Source organism: Lacinutrix sp. MEBiC02404, from assembly GCF_053601575.1.
In genome coordinates this window covers 423,042-440,046 of sequence record NZ_JBSHNV010000220.1, presented here as the reverse complement: position 1 = coordinate 440,046, position 17,005 = coordinate 423,042, and the positions used below count along the sequence as shown (strand labels likewise).

General features: G+C 32.6%; 16 protein-coding genes. 10 read left to right on the top strand and 6 right to left on the bottom strand.

Translation table 11 applies throughout. The features are described 5' to 3' along the window. Window positions 1-42: 42 nt before the first annotated feature. The 5 genes from ACVCXO_RS16400 to ACVCXO_RS16380 all read right to left on the bottom strand — a co-directional run bounded on the left by ACVCXO_RS16400 (window position 43) and on the right by ACVCXO_RS16380 (window position 4,348). Window positions 43-1,494: an ATP-binding protein gene (locus ACVCXO_RS16400; RefSeq protein ID WP_452230673.1), complete on the bottom strand. Its 1,452-nt coding sequence runs from the start codon at window positions 1,492-1,494 to the stop codon at window positions 43-45. Window positions 1,495-1,675: 181 nt separating this feature from the next. Further along, window positions 1,676-2,224, bottom strand: coding sequence for a CopD family protein (locus ACVCXO_RS16395; protein WP_452230672.1), 549 nt, complete (start codon window positions 2,222-2,224; stop codon window positions 1,676-1,678). 7 nt (window positions 2,225-2,231) lie between these two features. Further along, window positions 2,232-3,263, bottom strand: coding sequence for a ferrochelatase (hemH, locus tag ACVCXO_RS16390; protein WP_452230671.1), 1,032 nt, complete (start codon window positions 3,261-3,263; stop codon window positions 2,232-2,234). Between the two features lie 34 nt (window positions 3,264-3,297). Further along, entirely contained in the window at window positions 3,298-4,194 is an 897-nt protein-coding gene (locus ACVCXO_RS16385) for a helix-turn-helix transcriptional regulator (protein ID WP_452230670.1), read from the bottom strand. Between the two features lie 25 nt (window positions 4,195-4,219). Beyond that, window positions 4,220-4,348: a hypothetical protein gene (locus tag ACVCXO_RS16380; RefSeq protein WP_452230669.1), complete on the bottom strand. Its 129-nt coding sequence runs from the start codon at window positions 4,346-4,348 to the stop codon at window positions 4,220-4,222. Window positions 4,349-4,387: 39 nt separating this feature from the next. On the opposite strand from ACVCXO_RS16380, the gene hemA reads away from it, so the two are divergent. The 8 genes from hemA to ACVCXO_RS16340 all read left to right on the top strand — a co-directional run bounded on the left by hemA (window position 4,388) and on the right by ACVCXO_RS16340 (window position 11,791). Continuing rightward, window positions 4,388-5,650, top strand: coding sequence for a glutamyl-tRNA reductase (hemA, locus tag ACVCXO_RS16375; protein ID WP_452230668.1), 1,263 nt, complete (start codon window positions 4,388-4,390; stop codon window positions 5,648-5,650). Then, window positions 5,643-7,226, top strand: coding sequence for a hydroxymethylbilane synthase (gene hemC, locus ACVCXO_RS16370; RefSeq protein WP_452230667.1), 1,584 nt, complete (start codon window positions 5,643-5,645; stop codon window positions 7,224-7,226). The genes hemA and hemC overlap by 8 nt, the downstream gene beginning before the upstream one ends. Before the next feature lie 101 nt (window positions 7,227-7,327). Continuing rightward, a complete protein-coding gene (locus ACVCXO_RS16365; protein WP_452230666.1) occupies window positions 7,328-7,684 on the top strand; it encodes a four helix bundle protein in 357 nt (118 codons plus the stop codon). Between the two features lie 43 nt (window positions 7,685-7,727). Then, the gene (gene hemE, locus ACVCXO_RS16360; protein ID WP_452230665.1) at window positions 7,728-8,756 is read left to right on the top strand and encodes a uroporphyrinogen decarboxylase; all 1,029 of its coding nucleotides are present in this window, start codon (window positions 7,728-7,730) and stop codon (window positions 8,754-8,756) included. A gap of 260 nt (window positions 8,757-9,016) precedes the next feature. Then, window positions 9,017-9,784 carry an EI24 domain-containing protein gene (locus ACVCXO_RS16355; RefSeq protein WP_452230664.1) on the top strand — a complete coding sequence of 256 codons (768 nt, stop codon included), beginning with the start codon at window positions 9,017-9,019 and terminating at the stop codon, window positions 9,782-9,784. Next, window positions 9,784-10,329 (top strand): GNAT family N-acetyltransferase, encoded by a 546-nt coding sequence (locus ACVCXO_RS16350; protein WP_452230663.1) that lies wholly within the window; start codon window positions 9,784-9,786, stop codon window positions 10,327-10,329. The genes ACVCXO_RS16355 and ACVCXO_RS16350 overlap by 1 nt, the downstream gene beginning before the upstream one ends. Before the next feature lie 73 nt (window positions 10,330-10,402). Beyond that, window positions 10,403-11,305 (top strand): oxygen-dependent coproporphyrinogen oxidase, encoded by a 903-nt coding sequence (hemF, locus tag ACVCXO_RS16345; RefSeq protein WP_452230662.1) that lies wholly within the window; start codon window positions 10,403-10,405, stop codon window positions 11,303-11,305. Window positions 11,306-11,401: 96 nt separating this feature from the next. After that, window positions 11,402-11,791 (top strand): YchJ family protein, encoded by a 390-nt coding sequence (locus ACVCXO_RS16340; RefSeq protein WP_452230661.1) that lies wholly within the window; start codon window positions 11,402-11,404, stop codon window positions 11,789-11,791. A 4-nt stretch (window positions 11,792-11,795) separates the two neighbouring features. Here the strand turns inward: ACVCXO_RS16340 and ACVCXO_RS16335 are convergent, their stop codons facing one another. After that, window positions 11,796-14,432, bottom strand: a complete 2,637-nt coding sequence (locus ACVCXO_RS16335) for a DEAD/DEAH box helicase family protein (protein ID WP_452230660.1) — start codon at window positions 14,430-14,432, stop codon at window positions 11,796-11,798. Window positions 14,433-14,504: 72 nt separating this feature from the next. Here ACVCXO_RS16335 and hemB point away from each other — a divergent pair, with 72 nt between their 5' ends. Together hemB and ACVCXO_RS16325 are read left to right on the top strand one after the other, a co-directional pair. Then, the gene (hemB, locus tag ACVCXO_RS16330; protein ID WP_452230659.1) at window positions 14,505-15,494 is read left to right on the top strand and encodes a porphobilinogen synthase; all 990 of its coding nucleotides are present in this window, start codon (window positions 14,505-14,507) and stop codon (window positions 15,492-15,494) included. Between the two features lie 56 nt (window positions 15,495-15,550). Next, a complete protein-coding gene (locus ACVCXO_RS16325; protein ID WP_452230658.1) occupies window positions 15,551-16,999 on the top strand; it encodes a hypothetical protein in 1,449 nt (482 codons plus the stop codon). Window positions 17,000-17,005: the final 6 nt, after the last annotated feature.

Here is a 17,005-nt window from a genome sequence, read left to right as displayed (position 1 = left end):
TCTTCGACACGCTCAGAGTGACCATCTGATTTATTTTTAACTTTATTCTTTCGGAAAAGTCACCGTAAAAGTGGTGCCTATTCCTAATTGCGTGGTAAAGGTAATACTTCCCTTATAAGTTTCCATAATATTTTTAACCATTGCAAGACCTAATCCCATACCACTGGTTTTGGTCGTAAATTTTGGTTCAAATATTTTTAATTTATTTTCTTCTGTAATTCCGATACCATTATCGGAAACTGTAATCTTAATCTGCTCATTTTCCTCCAGTACTTTCACTACAATCTCTGGTTTTTTATCTTTAGGAATTGCTTGAATACCATTTTTAATTAAATTGGTAACCACTCGAATGAGCTGTGTTCTATCAAATTTAGCGATAATTTCTTTTCTATTAGATGAAAACGCGATATAATCTTCATTAAAAATATCTAGAGAAAGATCTACAATTTCAACCACGTTAAGCATTTCATTTTTCTGTGCTGGCATTTTAGCAAAGTTTGAAAATGCCGAAGCTATAGAGCTTAGTGTATCTATTTGCTGAATTAACGTTTTGCTATATTCGTCTAGTTTTTGATGTATGTTTTCATCAGAAGGATCAAACTTACGTTGAAAACTCTGCACGGTTAATCGCATTGGCGTCAACGGATTTTTAATTTCATGCGCAACTTGCTTTGCCATCTCTCGCCAAGCCTGTTCCCGCTCGCTAGTAGCTAAGTGCACTGCACTTTCTTCTAACTCATCAATCATACTATTGTACGATTTTACAAGCGCAGCAATCTCCACTGTAGCAGAATCTAATTCAATTTTTTGATTCCGTTTTTCTAACCGAGTTGTATTAATTTTATCACTAATGGTATTTAAAGATTTTGTTATATATTTTGATAAAACATAAGCCAAAGCAATTGCCATTAGCAACATAAACAAATATGCAAAAGCGATTCGTTCTAAAAATTCATCCAGTTCTTTTGCCAAAAAATCATCATTCTCTAATAATGGTAAATTTAAAATAGCAATAGGCTTTGATTTATGGTCTTTTATATAGGTAAATGAAGATTGATAGGTTTCTCCGTTTACTTGTCTTTTCTCAACATACCTATGTTCCACGGTATTTGCTAAAGCATTTAAAACTTCTGCATTTAAACAGGTTTGCAAAGAATCTTGCGTTAAGGTTGCTATGGAGGATTTTAAAATCTGACCACTTAAATCGTAAAGGTTTATTGGTAAATCATGTACCGAAGCAATTTTGTAAATTTCATCTTTAAAAATAAACGGGAGCTTCTCGGTTTTAACCTCAAAAGTTGTTTCTTGAATTACAAAATTAATATGTCTTTTAATATTAGCTTCTTTACGCTCTAATCTTTGCGTGTGGTAATCAATAGTTTCTTCTTTATTTTGATAAACAGCTACTGCCGTTATTAAAATAGACGCTAAAAACACCAAAAGAATCATGGCAATAAAAATACGAACCCGTAAAGACAACTTTTTTAATATCATAGAAATGCCTGTATAAACAGGTACCTTAAATTAGTATTATAATAGTCTAAATATAGCAATAATCACACCAAAAACACTTCGTGTAAATACCAGAAAAATCAAATTAGAAATTCCATTTGTTAGGTCTCAAGATTATTACTTGGCATTTGGGGTTTTAGTTTTTGGTATTTGTATCTTTTAATCAAGCTTCCGGATTCTTGTTGCGTATATTTTTATACACTTTAAAACCTAACATTAATAATACACCTAGAGCAAAAATACCTAGCACGCCAAAAATCCAATTAAAAGCACTTTTTAGTATGACTAGAAATACCACTGCAAACAGAATAAAGGTTGCTCCTTCATTCCATAATCGCATAAAATTAGAAGTTTTTTTAACCACATCGTTTTGCAGTTGCTTATAAAACTGATGTGTTCTTAAGTGATAAATGATTAGTAAAACTACAAAACCTAATTTTACATGCATCCAAGGCTGTTGCAACCAAACGGGTTGTAAAATCAATAACCAAATTGCAAAGCTTGTAGCTAAAATTGCAGAAGGCCAGGTAATGATATTCCATAAACGCTTTGCCATTAGCTTCAACTGCTTCCCAAGAATTTCTTTATCTGGTGAAGGTTTATGAAACGCTTCAATTTGATACACAAATAATCTAGGAATATAAAATAATCCTGCAAACCAAGTAATCACAAAAATGAGATGTAAGGATTTTATGTAGTTGTAATATTCCATAGTGATATTATGATAAAACTCCTTTATCAGACCAGTTATTCACCCATTTCGCAAGTAAAGAAACCCATTCGTCATCGTCATTTAAACACGGAACCGTTGAAAAATCCTTTCCTCCCATTTCATGAAAAATTTCTTGCCCTTCCATCGCTATCTCTTCTAAAGTCTCTAAACAATCACTCACAAAAGCTGGCGTTACAATGGCCATATTTTTCACACCTTTTTTTCCTAAACGCTCAATAGTTCTATCTGTATATGGCTGCAACCAAGGATCAAATCCTAATCTAGATTGAAACGATGTAGAAAAAGCACCTTCTTTAAATTGCAACTTTTCTGCAACCAAACGTGTTACTTCTAAACATTGATGTCTGTAACAAAATTCGTGTGCTTTGCTTGGCGTTACGCAACAACTTCCATCTATTTTGCAATGCGATTTTGTAACGTCACTTTTTCTAATATGTCTTTCTGGAACACCATGATAAGAAAACAATACATGGTCATAATTTACCGTTTTTAAATGCTTCGCAATACTGTTAGATAAAACTGCAATATAATCTGGTTTGTTATAAAACGCAGGAACAGATTCTATTTTCAAATTCGGAAAATGTTCTTGACGTAATTCTTCAGCTAAAACCGTTATGGTCTCTGTAGTTGCCATTGCAAATTGCGGGTACAACGGAAAAAGTAAAACTTCATCCACACCTTTATCTACCAATTCCTGAAGCCCTTTCTTCATGGTCATACTTCCATAACGCATGGCTAAAGCAACAGGCATATCTGTTTGTTTCTGCAATTTATTTTGAAGCCTTTCCGAAAGAACAATAAGCGGTGAACCTTCTTCCCACCAGATTTTTTTATAGGCGGCTGCAGATGCTTTTGGTCTGGTATTTAAAATAATACCTTTTACCAAAGCGGTTCTAGCCAAAAGCGGGATATCAATAACACGCTCATCCATTAAAAATTCTCCTAAATACTTTTTAACGTCTTTAGGTTCCGGACTTTCTGGAGAACCTAGATTTACTAATAATATTCCTTTACTCATTTCTATTGTATTTTCCACAAAAGTGGAAATGATTTTAGTTTATAGATTGTATATATTTTTTCGGAGTCGTTCCGTACTTCTTTTTAAAAGCCGCAATAAAATGGCTAGAAGTACTATAACCAACTTTTAGTCCAACTTCATTTACATTATGGTCACCAGATTCTAATAATTTTCTAGCGACTTCCATTTTATAATCTAATAAAAAGCTAAATACAGAATCGCCATAAATTTGTTTAAATCCTTCTTTAAGCTTTTTTAAACTTAAAGCAATCTCGTCTGCTAATTCCTGCAAACTTGGCGGTTCTGACATTCTAGAGATAATAATATCTTTTGCTTTTCGTATTTTAATCACATTCGTTTCATCTACCAAAAAAGGACATTGTTCTACATTTGCATCTTCATTTCTATTAAAATACAAGCTTAAAAGTTCATACGCCTTTCCTTTAAAATATAGGTTTTTAATAGATTGGTTTAAATTATAATGTATCAATTGGTTTAATACAATAGACATGGAAGGCGAAATTTTTCCGTCTTTATAATACTTTTTATCTTTATTGTCATCACTCAAAAACGTGATATAATCTGCTTCCTGACTAAATAAACCATGAAATTTTTTAATAGAAATAAGAAGAGAAACCAACCACGTATTGGCATCTACTTGCAAATGAATTGGTAAATCGCGTTGCGGATTATATAAAAGTAAAGAAGTTTCGTCTTGTATGTTTAAGGTATAACTTCCCGTATTAAACAAAAAAGCGGCAGAACCTTTAATACAAAAATGGAACTGAATAAAACTACTATCTATCTCTCTCTCCAGAGTTTCAACTAATTGGCTTTCATTCTGATAACTTAGCACAAAAAAACCATCATCGACCTTTGTTTCATTAAAAGTCCCTCTAGCGACATTTTTTAAAGTAGTATTCTCTTTCATTTTTAAATTCTTATTTAGAACAGTTCTAAACAATAGCATCAAAAAGCGTTGCTATTACTGCAAAAGTATGACAATTATCATATAATATTAAAAAATACCACCAAAAAACCACAAACGACACTAAAAGTTCTTTTAGCGTTACTTTTATCCGCATAAGCGTTCTATTTTTGTCTGGTAATATCCAAATCAGGTAATGGAGCAATACAATATTTCTAAAGGCAATTCATTTTACGCAATTGGTCTCAGCTACAAAAAAGCAGATGCCGAAATTCGTGGGCATTTTAGTTTAGACTCAGAATCTAAAATAAAGTTACTAGAACAAGCAAAACAAGAAGGTGTAGAAAGCCTTGTGGTAACTTCCACATGTAACCGAACCGAAATTTACGGTTTCGCACAACACCCATTTCAACTTATAAAATTACTTTGTGACAATACAAAAGGTACTGTTGAAGAGTTTCAACAAGTAGCATTTGTTTTTAAAAATAAAGATGCTATTTCTCACATGTTTAGAGTTGGCTCTGGATTAGATAGTCAGATTTTAGGGGATTTCGAAATTATTGGTCAGTTAAAGCATGCTGCTTCACAAGCTAAAAAAGAAGGTTTATTAAATCACTTTTCAGAGCGTTTAGTAAATGCAGTAATTCAAGCAAGCAAGCGTATTAAAACCGAAACAAGCATCTCTACAGGAGCAACTTCTGTTTCCTTTGCATCGGTACAATATATTTTGAATGAAGTGGAAAATGTTTCGCAAAAAAATATTCTTCTTTTCGGAACCGGAAAAATTGGAAGAAATACGTGTGAAAACTTAGTGAAACATTCGCAAAACGAACAAATCACTTTAATTAACAGAACCAAAGATAAAGCCGAAGCTATTGCTGGAAAATTTAACCTTGTAGTTAAAGATTACAGCAATTTACAAGAAGAAATTCAAGCTTCCGATATTTTAATTGTTGCTACTGGAGCGCAAATGCCAACGGTAGATAAACATATTATACAAAACAAAAAGCCGCTTTTAATTCTAGACTTATCCATTCCTAAAAACGTAAATGAAAATGTAAATGAACTAGAGAACATCACTTTAGTACATTTAGATCATTTATCTAAAATAACCGACGATACTTTAGAAAAGCGCAAGCTAGACATCCCGCTAGCAGAAATAATTATTGAAGAAGTTAAAGCCGACTTTAACGCTTGGTTAGAAACTAGAAAGTTTGCACCAACTATTAAAGCGCTAAAGCTAAAATTAAATGATTTTAAAGTTGCGGAATTAGATACGCAACGTAAAAAATTAAACAATTTTAACGAAGAACAAGCGGAATTAATTAGCAATAATATTATTCAAAAAATAACAAATCATTTTGCACATCACTTAAAAGATGATGCTATATCTACAGACGAAAGTCTAGAACTCATAAAAAAAGTGTTTCAATTAGAAACATCCACAACAAATGTCTAAAACAATTAGAATTGGTACTCGCGATAGCGAACTTGCATTATACCAAGCAAAAATCGTAAAAAGCCAATTAGAACATCTTGGTCACAAAGTACAATTAGTTCCTGTAAAATCTACAGGAGACTTGCAACTAAACAAACCGCTATACGAATTAGGAATAACCGGGATTTTTACTAAGACCCTAGATATTGCGATGCTAAATGGCGATATAGATATTGCAGTACATTCTTTAAAAGATGTACCTACACTTTTACCAAAAGGTATTGTTCAAGCCGCTGTTTTAAAACGTGGTAACGTACGAGATACTTTAGTGTATAAAACAACAGAAGAGTTTTTGGGAGCGCGTGAAGCCGTAATTGCAACTAGTAGTTTACGTAGAAAAGCACAATGGTTAAACCGTTACCCAACACACACCATCGAAGATATTCGTGGTAATGTAAACACACGTTTGCAAAAATTAGACGACACAGAACATTTTGATGCCGCTATTTTTGCAGCAGCAGGAATTGGTCGTTTAGAATTACGTCCAGAAACCGCTGTGAATTTAGAATGGATGATTCCAGCAGCAGGACAAGGTGCAATAGTGATTGTTGCTCTAGAGGAAGATGAAGAAACAAGAGCTATTTTAAGCGAAATTAATGATGAAGAAACACAAACTTGTACGCAAATTGAGCGTGAGTTTTTAAATCGTTTAGAAGGTGGATGTTCTGCTCCAATTGGCGCATTATGTTATATTAAAGAAGAAGAAATACATTTTGATGGTGTTTTATTAAGCCCTAACGGAAGTAAAAAAATAACCGTACAACGTGTAAAAACATTAGGTGAGCACCATGATATGGCAGAATGGTGTGCCAATTACGTAATAGAAAAAGGCGGGAAACGTTTAATGGATTCTTCACAAGAATCTAGCAAACCAACTACCGTATATTCTACAAAATCATTTACAGAAGATCAACGTTTATTAGTAAACGAAAATCTTGGTGTAGAAAGTTCCGACTTTGTAAAAATAAGCACCAATAGATTAAAACCACAAGTGGTTAGAAATCCTATTCAAAACGTGGTGATTACAAGTAAAAATGCCGTGGAAGCATTACTCCAAAACTTTTCTGCAATCGAGCTACAATTTCAAAATATTTACTGTGTTGGTCGTAGAACAAAACGTTTGGTAGAAAAACGTATTGGCGAAGTAAAACATACCGAACCAAATGCTAAAAAACTTGCAGACTATTTAGTAGATTACATAGAAGGAACCGAAGTTACTTATTTCTGTAGTGACTTGCGTTTAGACGCGCTTCCAACTATTTTAACCGAAAACAATATTACCGTTCACGAAATTGAAGCATACCAAACCAAATTGGATGCGGTAAAACTTGCTGATACTGTAGAAGCTGTTTTATTTTATAGTCCATCCACAGTACAAAGTTTTAAGCAAGAAAATAACGTTTCAGAAAATATGATTGCCTTTTGTATTGGAGAAACTACGGCACAAGAAGCTAAAAAACACTTTAAAGATATCCGAATAGCTAAGGTTCCCACTGTAGAAAGTGTAATCCAATTGGTGAATGAGCATTATATTTAGCTCACTGTAGTGAAAATAGCTTTTGGCTGTTGGCTCTTAACCTTTAGGTTCACTGTTATAAATAAAAAATATTAGCAAAGGCAAAAGGCTAAATATATAAAATGAGAAATTATAAGAATCTAAAAATTTGGGAGCAAGGAATTGAATTAGTAAAACAAATATATGTTTTAACCGCGCAATTACCTGCAACTGAAAAATTTGGATTAAAGTCTCAGATTACAAGAGCAGCGATTTCCATTCCTTCAAATATTGCTGAAGGTTGTAGTAGAAACAGTGAACTTGAATTCAAACGATTTCTTGAAATTGCGATGGGTTCTCTTTTTGAAGTAGATACGCAATTAATTATAATAAAAGAATTAAAATTCATCAAACCAGAAGATTTAAAATCCATTTTTGAACTTATAGAAACAGAGGGCAAAATGATAAATGGATTAATAAACACAATTAAGAATAGCTAAAGACCAAAGCTAAAAGCTAGGGGCTAGCAGCTAAAAGCCAGTTATGAAAAACGATTTATTTTTAAGAGCATTAAAAGGAGAAATAGTAGAGCGTCCACCAGTTTGGATGATGCGTCAAGCAGGACGTTACCTTCCAGAATTCATGGAAATCAAAGCAAAGTATGATTTCTTTACACGTTGTCAAACGCCAGAATTAGCAAGTGAAATTACAGTGCAACCCATCCGAAGATTTGGAATGGATGCTGCTATTTTATTTTGTGATATTTTGGTAATTCCACAAGCAATGAATATTGAGGTTCAAATGAAACCTAATTTTGGTCCCTATTTACCAAATCCTATTCGCTCACAAAAAGATGTCGATACGGTAATCGTTCCAGACGTAAAAGAAAGTTTAAGCTACGTTTACGAAGCTATAAAAATGACCAAAGAAAAACTAAATGACGATATTCCGTTAATAGGTTTTGCTGGTTCGCCTTGGACCATCCTTTGCTATTGTGTACAAGGACAAGGCTCTAAAAACTTTGATAAAGCCAAAGAATTTTGCTTTACCAATCCGGTTGCTGCACATCAATTGCTTCAAAAAATTACAGACACCACCATTGCCTATTTAAAAGAAAAAGTAAAAGCAGGTGTAAACGCTGTTCAAGTATTCGATTCTTGGGGAGGCATGCTTTCTCCTGTAGATTATCAAGAATTTTCTTGGCAATATATTCAGCAAATAATCGATGCTTTAAAAGACGAAACTCCGGTTATCGCATTTGGAAAAGGATGTTGGTTTGCACTTGATGAAATGGCAAAATCTGGAGCTGCAGCTTTAGGAATTGACTGGACATGTTCTGCCAGAAACGCTCGTTATCTTACTGGTGGAAACATTACGCTTCAAGGTAATTTTGATCCTACGCGATTATTTTCACCTCCTGCAGAAATCAAGAAAATGGTACACCAAATGATTAACGAATTTGGTAAAGACAAATATATTGTAAATCTAGGTCACGGTATTCTACCCAACATTCCGTTAGAAAATGCCAAAGCCTTTATAGATGCTGTAAAAGAGTATAAAAGCCCATCTTAATCTTCCCTAAGAGAAGAATCTGCTACGGCAAAAAGATTAAACATTTACGTTTCCTTTCATTAGAAAAGGGTTTAGAATAGTAATAATTTGGGCGTTACCCACTTTTTTAAGTAACATTTCGTTGTTAATTGCAACAAATAGCTATAAAAAAGTAGGTCGCGCTTTCAGCAGTCGCTTTTTATTTGCTTTCAATAGCAAAAAAAAGAGCTTCAACAAATGCTTCAATCGCTAACGCGAGGCTTGGTTTTAAAAAAAAGACTATGGTTAAAAATATACTTCAAGGCATAAAAGCATACACAGGAAGTTTCGCACTAATTTCTAAATTAAAACTGTGGAAATTCTTTTTCATACCAATAATTATAAGTTTAGTAACCGCAACCATAATAGGTATTACTGCCTATGGTTTATCCGATAATGTTGGTAATTTTATCGCGAAAATTTGGTTTTGGGAATGGGGAAAAGAAACCTTCACTTCTATTTCCACAGTGATTGGCGGAATCGCAGTTTTAGCAATAGGTTTAATTGTCTACAAACACATTATCATGGCACTTTCTGCGCCATTTATGAGTCCCGTTTCCGAAAAAATTGAAGCATATCTTACAGGCGTTGAAAACCACACACATCGTCAAACCTCCTTTAAAGAACAATTATGGCGAGGAATACGTATCAATATTAGAAACTTAGCCAAAGAACTTCTATTTACCATTCCGTTATTATTACTTAAATTTATTCCCGTAGTAAATATATTCTCCACCGTATTATTATTCTTTCTTCAAGCCTATTATGCAGGTTTTGGTAACATGGATTATACTTTAGAAAGACATTTTAAATATCGAGAAAGCATTCAGTTTATTAGAAAAAATAGAGGTATTGCCATAGGAAATGGTATTGTATTTATGCTCTTTTTATTAATTCCAGTATTTGGTATTATTTTCGTTTTGCCACTATCTGTCACTGCCGCGTCTTTAAATACAGTAACCTTAATAGAAGCCGAAAAGAAACTATCTAATACAGCAATACAACAATAATGATAGTAACGTTTAGCAATTTCTATATCGATAAAATCCAAGAAAAAGACGCTTGGAAAGTTTGCGATTTTGTGGTCGCTAACCAAGATAGGCTGAAACGTTATTTTCCAGGAACTTTAGCAGACAGCTTAACACCAAATTTAGCCAAGCTTTTTGTAGAAAAAAAAGTAAAACAGTTTCAAAAAAACGAAGAATATTTATTCACTATAAAAGAAAAAGAATCCCATACTTTGGTTGGCTTAGTCTACATCAAAGCATTAGATTGGACTATAAAACAAGGCGAATTTGCTTATTGTATTGGTTATCCTTTTAAAGGAAAAAAAGTAATTACTAATGCTGTAAAAACTTTATCCGAATATGCTTTTAAGCATTTAGAATTAGAAACGCTTCAAATTATAGTACACAAAGATAATTTACCAAGTGTAAACGTAGCTTTAAACAATGGTTTTGTTTGGCAAAAAACGTTAGAAAAAGAATTTACTCCAACTAATGAGAGTCCGTTAGACATGGAATTATACGAATTGCATAGACCTAGCAGGTTTTAAAAACGTTGTAGGTCTGCAGTAAACAATAGGCACGGATACCTCATCAAATAACCTTAACATATTTGACAGTAAAATGAAAGACAAATTCTACCAATACATACAAGATTTACAAGACAGGATTACAGCTGGTCTAGAAGCAGTTGACGGAAAAGCAAAATTTCAAGAAGATATTTGGAAACGACCAGAAGGTGGTGGCGGAAGAACACGTGTCATTGAAAATGGAAACGTTTTTGAAAAAGGAGGTGTTAATATTTCTGGTGTTCATGGCAAATTACCAGACTCGATGCAAAAGTATTTTGGCGTAGAAGATGCCGATTTTTTCGCTTGTGGATTAAGCCTCGTATTACATCCTACAAACCCAATGGTTCCAACAGTACATGCAAATTGGCGTTATTTTGAAATGTATGATAAAGAAGGAAATATTGTAGACCAATGGTTTGGTGGCGGACAAGATTTAACGCCTTACTACTTGTTTGATGAAGATGCAAAACACTTTCATCAGACATGTAAAACAGCTTGCGACAAGCACAATCCTGAATTTCATTCAAAATACAAAGCACGTTGTGACGAGTATTTTTACAATGCACATAGAAACGAAGGTCGTGGAATTGGCGGTTTATTCTTCGATTATTGCAAAGCTTCCGACGAGATGAGCATGCAAAACTGGTATGACTTTGTTACAGAAGTTGGGGATAGTTTCCTAGAAGCCTATGTTCCTATTGCTGAAAAAAGAAAAGATTTAGCATACACAAAAGAACAACGCGATTGGCAAGAAATTCGTCGTGGTCGTTATGTAGAATTCAATTTAGTGCATGATAAAGGAACGCTTTTCGGATTAAAAACTAACGGAAGAATTGAAAGTATTTTAATGAGTCTCCCGCCACATGTGCAATGGGTTTATGATCATCATCCGGAAGCTGGTAGCGAAGAAGAACGATTAATTGAAGTATTACAAAATCCGAAAGACTGGGTATAATTGAAACACCTAAAAGGTCTTAAAGACCTCGCAGGGTATATATAAATAAACATTCCTGCAAGGTTTCAAAAACCTTGCAGGTTTAAAGGCAAAACCATGAATTGCTACTGCGGAAATAACAAAACCTACAAAGCGTGCTGCGAAGTGTTTCATTTAAATAATGGAAAAACAGAAACAGCAGAACAACTCATGCGTTCTAGATATAGCGCATTTGTAGTAGCAAATGGTGATTATTTAATGGAAACGCATCATCTATCCACAAGACCGATATCCGAAAAAAAAGCAATTGTAAAATGGGCGAAATCTGTAGCGTGGATAAAACTAGAAGTACAAGAAACTACCAAAGGCTTAGAAAAGGATAATGAAGGTACGGTAACCTTTAATGCGTATTTTAATGAAAACGGAAACACAGATATTATTCATGAAAAATCAGCTTTTATAAAAGAAAACAACCAATGGTATTACGTTGGTTATGCCAAAAACTAAATAACTATTTCCAGATAGTAACTTCTTTAGATGTTTTTTTAAATGCATTATACACATGAAATAATCTAGCTTTTAAAAGCAATCTTCTGCCTTTCAAATGTCTCGTGTAAAACAACTTGTTTCTACCAATATTTTTACTCCAATTTTTTTGAAAAATAATAGCATTCTCTTTTCTATCTCCAAAGATTTCCGGAACAGGATAAAAATTTTCAATATCTAATGTTCTTCTAAAAAAACTAGTTTTAATTATTAAATATCTTGGCGAATCTATAGCATCTAATAATTCGCATAAAGCGGAAGAGAACAATGCATTTTCATAAGTATTACTTCCTACTAAATTGCAAACAACATCGCCACTAGTAACACGACTCGATGTTACAAAAACAGCTTCTCTACTAGTTGTTAGATGTCCTAAATCATACAAGGAATCTAATATGGTTTCTCCCATTTTCTGAATACTTTTATACAAGTAACCATAACGAATATATAAAGTGATAGCCTTATAGAGTTTAAGCCCGAAAGAGAGCACAAAAAAAGCTAAAAAGGAATATATAAAATAGGTGACGCCACGTTGTAAAATCACATTAAACCCTTTAATAATAAACTCGAAATAGAACAATAAGATAGAAAAAAATAATTCGATTGTAAAAAACCGGACCACATCAAAATAGTACACTTGTTTCTGCTTTTTAAAAGGCAGTTCGCTTAAATTAAAAATCTTAACTTCTTTACTTAACTTGGTTCCGTTGCCAATGGAGTTTTTCCATTTTTTGGCAATACATTCTCTATCTGTAGCACGTTTTAAAGTTGCTATATTTAAGCTTTCTAAATCTATATCTGTAAATTTTTCTGGTATATTTAAACGATCCATTCCATTAGAAATATAAGGAATATCGCTATTTGCAACTCCAACAAACGCTTCAAAACGTCGTCTTAAAGTATCGACATCTTTACCTCCATTTATCGCTGTACGATCTACACAAGCTAAATGCCAAATGTTTCCGGTTTTATTTAACTTTTTAGGGTTTTTTCTAATGGCTCTTCCACGCATTTGATTAGAAGACACAAACGAACCTATAAACGATGCTAGAATTAAACTATTAATAGATGGCGCATCCCAACCTTCGCCTAATAAGGATTTTGTACCAACCAATACTTTAATCTTTCCGTTTTCAAAAAGAGTGGTTATTATACTTACTATACTATTTTTAGTTTTTGTTTTAGCGGAAACAATTACAAATGCATCATCGACTTCTAAAGGTATAAATGAAAAATGTACTTCCCTTTCTATAGCGCAAAAAGCAGGTATTATAGATTGATGAATAATAACCAAACTGCCGGTTAATACTGCTACATCTTCCTTTTTAGAAAAGCGACAACGCAATTGCTGGAAAATAGGAATAACACCAATTTTATTAATCGTATTAAGATCGCTTTCTGGAGTGGTTAAAAATTCCTGTCTAATATAATCTGTTAAAACCACACACCTTAAATCGGCTTGTAAACTCTTACTTTCGGCATTCACAATGGTGATAATACTTTTAAGTTTACTCGGACTACTAATTAGCGATTTATACAATAATTCTTCTCCTAAAAAGTGCACTCTATTTTTATCAAAAACATGTAATCTTCTTAGCGCTTTCTCTAAACTTAAAAGGTATGCTTCACTTGCAATTAACTGTTCTCGATCTTTTACTAACAGGTTTTGAAACAAAATTTCTAACCAGTCTAAATACAACTCCGGAAAATTTATAGTTTCCTTTTTATGAAATCCTAAAGTCTTTAATTTAGAATCATCAATAGGTATTCCGCAGGCATTTAAAAAAATAAGCATTGCCGAAAAATATTCGGTATTGCTATATAATTCATCTAAACAATCTTCTGTATTTTTATAAAAACGATGTTCTTTAATAAATGAAATAAAGGTTTCGTCTTGTAGTAATTCATCTTTAAAACCAGCTATTTTCTGTCGGTATTCATAAATTAAATGAATCTCTAAATCTTCCGGTTTGGAGAAATACACAAAATCTTGATGTGGACATAAATCAGTTTCTTTTACTAAATCGGGAACTGCAATTTCATCATCTATTTCTCCGCAAAGGCTAAAATATTTAGAAACCTCAGTCCTATCACTATCATAAGGAGGCGTTGCTGTTAAAGCAACCACAAAAAAAGGAGTACTGTTTTTTAATTCGAATAAACATTTCCACCATGCGTTTTTTAAATGGTGCGCTTCGTCTAAAACTAGCGTTTCAATATGATGCTTTTTAAAAAAATTAAGGTAGTCGTTTTTATCTTCAAAGGATTTATAAAAAGCATGCAAAGATTGATAGGTAATAAAAGTAATATCGCTAGGGAATTTTACATCAAAAGAGAACGATTTAAAATCCTTGTTTTTAGTAAAAAAAGACTGTAACCTATTTTCCCATTGGTTTCTAATAGTAAGGGTTGGCGCGAGAACTAGTGTTTTCTTTCCTAGTTTTCTCATTATTTCAATACCCAAAATAGTTTTTCCAGAACCTGGCGGCGCAATAACATGAAAATGACGATCTAGAATATGCGTCTCAAAGTTTTTTAAAAGCTTGGCTTGATAACTTCTCCACGGAAAAATAAATTCTAAACTAGACCATGCTTTGCTCAATATAAATACGGATTATTGATTAACTTTGTATTTGATAAAAGTAAACATTATCCCGAATTTTACACAAAAATTATGTATCCAATTAAAAGAAACAGAAGATTAAGAACCAACGAAGCGATTAGAAGCTTAGTTAGAGAAACTATTATATCTCCGAACGATTTTTTAGTACCACTTTTTATAGTAGAAGGAAAAGGTATTAAAGAAGAAATTGCTTCGATGCCTAATTACTATCGTTTTAGCTTAGATTTATTACAAGCGGAAGTGAAAGAACTGTGGAAACTGGGATTAAAATCGGTATTACTTTTTGTAAAAGTACCCGATAATTTAAAAGACAATAAAGGAACCGAAGCGGTAAACCCTAACGGATTAATGCAACGCGCAATAAAAACAGTTAAAGATGTTTGTCCAGGAATGTTAGTGATGACAGATGTTGCTCTGGATCCATATTCTATTTATGGCCACGATGGTATTATTGAAAATGGTAAGGTAATTAACGACGAAAGTGTAGAGATCTTAACAGATATGAGTGTTTCTCATATTGAAGCTGGAGCAGATTTTGTAGCTCCTAGTGACATGATGGATGGTCGTATTTTATCTATTCGCGAAGCTTTTGAAGATGAAGGTTATACCGATGCAGGTATTATGAGTTATTCGGCGAAATATGCATCTGCTTTTTATGGTCCTTTTCGAGATGCTTTAGATTCTGCTCCTGTAGATTCTCAAGACATTCCAAAAGACAAAAAGACTTACCAAATGGATTACGCAAATCGTTTTGAAGCGATTAGAGAAACCGAAATGGATATTGATGAAGGCGCAGATATTGTGATGGTAAAACCAGGTTTATGCTATTTAGATATTGTGCGTGAAATTAAAAACGAAGTCGATGTTCCTGTTGCGGTATACCAAGTTTCCGGTGAATACGCAATGCTTAAAGCTGCTGCCGAAAAAGGTTGGTTAGATCATGATGCGGTTATGATGGAACAAATTACAGCCATTAAACGTGCTGGCGCAGATATCATTGCTAGTTACTTTGCTAAGGATGTGGTGAAGTTGTTGTCTTAAAGGCTCTTTTTTAATTAATTAACTAACATATTATTGATTTTGGGTATATTTATCAAATGGATTCTAAAGAACTTGATAATCTATTTAAATCTGATAAAACAGATTGGTATTCTGAAAATAAGAATGGCACAAAAACATGGGATATAAGTAAATTAGATCATTTTTGGAATATGATTAAGATTCATAAAATTCTAAAAAATGATTTTAAATTTGACGGCTTCGTTTTTCCTAGTTTTTACAGAACAAACCCTCCACTATTAAATGCCAATGCTATATATTTTCATGAAGTTTTTGGTTCAGGTGGTTTGTTTATTAATACCAGAGTAATTTTTTCAAATTGTAGATTTTCTGGACCATTTATTATTCCTAATTTAATTATACCTGATTATAAAACATCTCCTCTTGTTATTTTTAAAAGCGATTTAACCTTTGAAGACTGTGTTTTTGAAGAAAATTTTAAAATTCAATACACATCTATTCATGGCGATTTTACAATATCTTCTTGTATCTTCAGAAATGAATTTTCTTTAACTAATTGTCAATTGTTTAAAAAATCAAATTTAAATTTCAACCTATTTGAACAAAGGCTTTTATTACATGGTAATACATTCAATGACAATACTAATTTGTCAGAAAATAATTTTAATGGATTATGCCAAATTGGAAGTAACAAGAGTATTAATCTCTTTAGCATTATTTCTTCTACTTTTAATAAGGAAGTAAGAATGTATAATAATAATTATTTAAAAACTTTTACTCTTGCCTCAACAAAATTTGAGGACAACGTTTTAATTCATCGGGAAAGCTTTGTAAATGGAGGTTTTAGTAATCTTGAATTCCTTGGTAAAAAATCATTATTCAGAGATATTTCAATAAAAGAAAATCAAGTACTTAAATTAAGAAACATCTTTTTTCAAGACAATTTTTATTTCTTTCGATGTGATTGTAATAACATTGTATTTATGGAATCTAACATTGTAAAACCAATATTTGATTCCTGTAAATGGAATATAACTCACAGGTTGCTTATTAAAGATGAAACAGATTTAAAATTTATTAATACTTCTAATTATTTAAAACTTGAAAACATTTATCGCCAATTAAAGAAAAATTTCGATGGACAAAAGGACTGGGAATTATCAGGTTACGCTTATATAAGCGAAATGGAAATGAGGAAAAACCGTCTGTTGCATGAAAGAAAATATGCCTCTTTTTTTATTTATTGGTTTTATGGTTTTTTTGGTGGTTATACCCAAAATTTTCTGAGACCAATTATAAGTTTAGCTATATTAACTTTAGTTTGTACAATAGTATATTTCTTAATTGATTACAATGTTATTAATGCATTAGAACGAGGTTTAAAAGGCTCAATTCCCTACATAGAAATTAGAGAAAATGAACCTTACCCAAGATATTGGTTACTGCTTAAAAACATACAGCTTATATTAAGTGGAACCTTTTTATCTTTCTTTATTCTTGCTTTAAGAAAAAGGTTTAAACAATAAAACAGA

Excerpts from the sequence above, each read along its gene's own strand:
- ACVCXO_RS16400 (WP_452230673.1), bottom strand. The coding sequence starts at position 1,494 with ATGATATTAAAAAAGTTGTCTTTACGGGTTCGTATTTTTATTGCCATG.
- ACVCXO_RS16395 (WP_452230672.1), bottom strand. The coding sequence starts at position 2,224 with ATGGAATATTACAACTACATAAAATCCTTACATCTCATTTTTGTGATT.
- hemH (WP_452230671.1), bottom strand. The coding sequence starts at position 3,263 with ATGAGTAAAGGAATATTATTAGTAAATCTAGGTTCTCCAGAAAGTCCG.
- ACVCXO_RS16385 (WP_452230670.1), bottom strand. The coding sequence starts at position 4,194 with ATGAAAGAGAATACTACTTTAAAAAATGTCGCTAGAGGGACTTTTAAT.
- ACVCXO_RS16380 (WP_452230669.1), bottom strand. The coding sequence starts at position 4,348 with ATGCGGATAAAAGTAACGCTAAAAGAACTTTTAGTGTCGTTTGTGGTT.
- hemA (WP_452230668.1), top strand. The coding sequence starts at position 4,388 with ATGGAGCAATACAATATTTCTAAAGGCAATTCATTTTACGCAATTGGT.
- hemC (WP_452230667.1), top strand. The coding sequence starts at position 5,643 with ATGTCTAAAACAATTAGAATTGGTACTCGCGATAGCGAACTTGCATTA.
- ACVCXO_RS16365 (WP_452230666.1), top strand. The coding sequence starts at position 7,328 with ATGAGAAATTATAAGAATCTAAAAATTTGGGAGCAAGGAATTGAATTA.
- hemE (WP_452230665.1), top strand. The coding sequence starts at position 7,728 with ATGAAAAACGATTTATTTTTAAGAGCATTAAAAGGAGAAATAGTAGAG.
- ACVCXO_RS16355 (WP_452230664.1), top strand. The coding sequence starts at position 9,017 with ATGGTTAAAAATATACTTCAAGGCATAAAAGCATACACAGGAAGTTTC.
- ACVCXO_RS16350 (WP_452230663.1), top strand. The coding sequence starts at position 9,784 with ATGATAGTAACGTTTAGCAATTTCTATATCGATAAAATCCAAGAAAAA.
- hemF (WP_452230662.1), top strand. The coding sequence starts at position 10,403 with ATGAAAGACAAATTCTACCAATACATACAAGATTTACAAGACAGGATT.
- ACVCXO_RS16340 (WP_452230661.1), top strand. The coding sequence starts at position 11,402 with ATGAATTGCTACTGCGGAAATAACAAAACCTACAAAGCGTGCTGCGAA.
- hemB (WP_452230659.1), top strand. The coding sequence starts at position 14,505 with ATGTATCCAATTAAAAGAAACAGAAGATTAAGAACCAACGAAGCGATT.
- ACVCXO_RS16325 (WP_452230658.1), top strand. The coding sequence starts at position 15,551 with ATGGATTCTAAAGAACTTGATAATCTATTTAAATCTGATAAAACAGAT.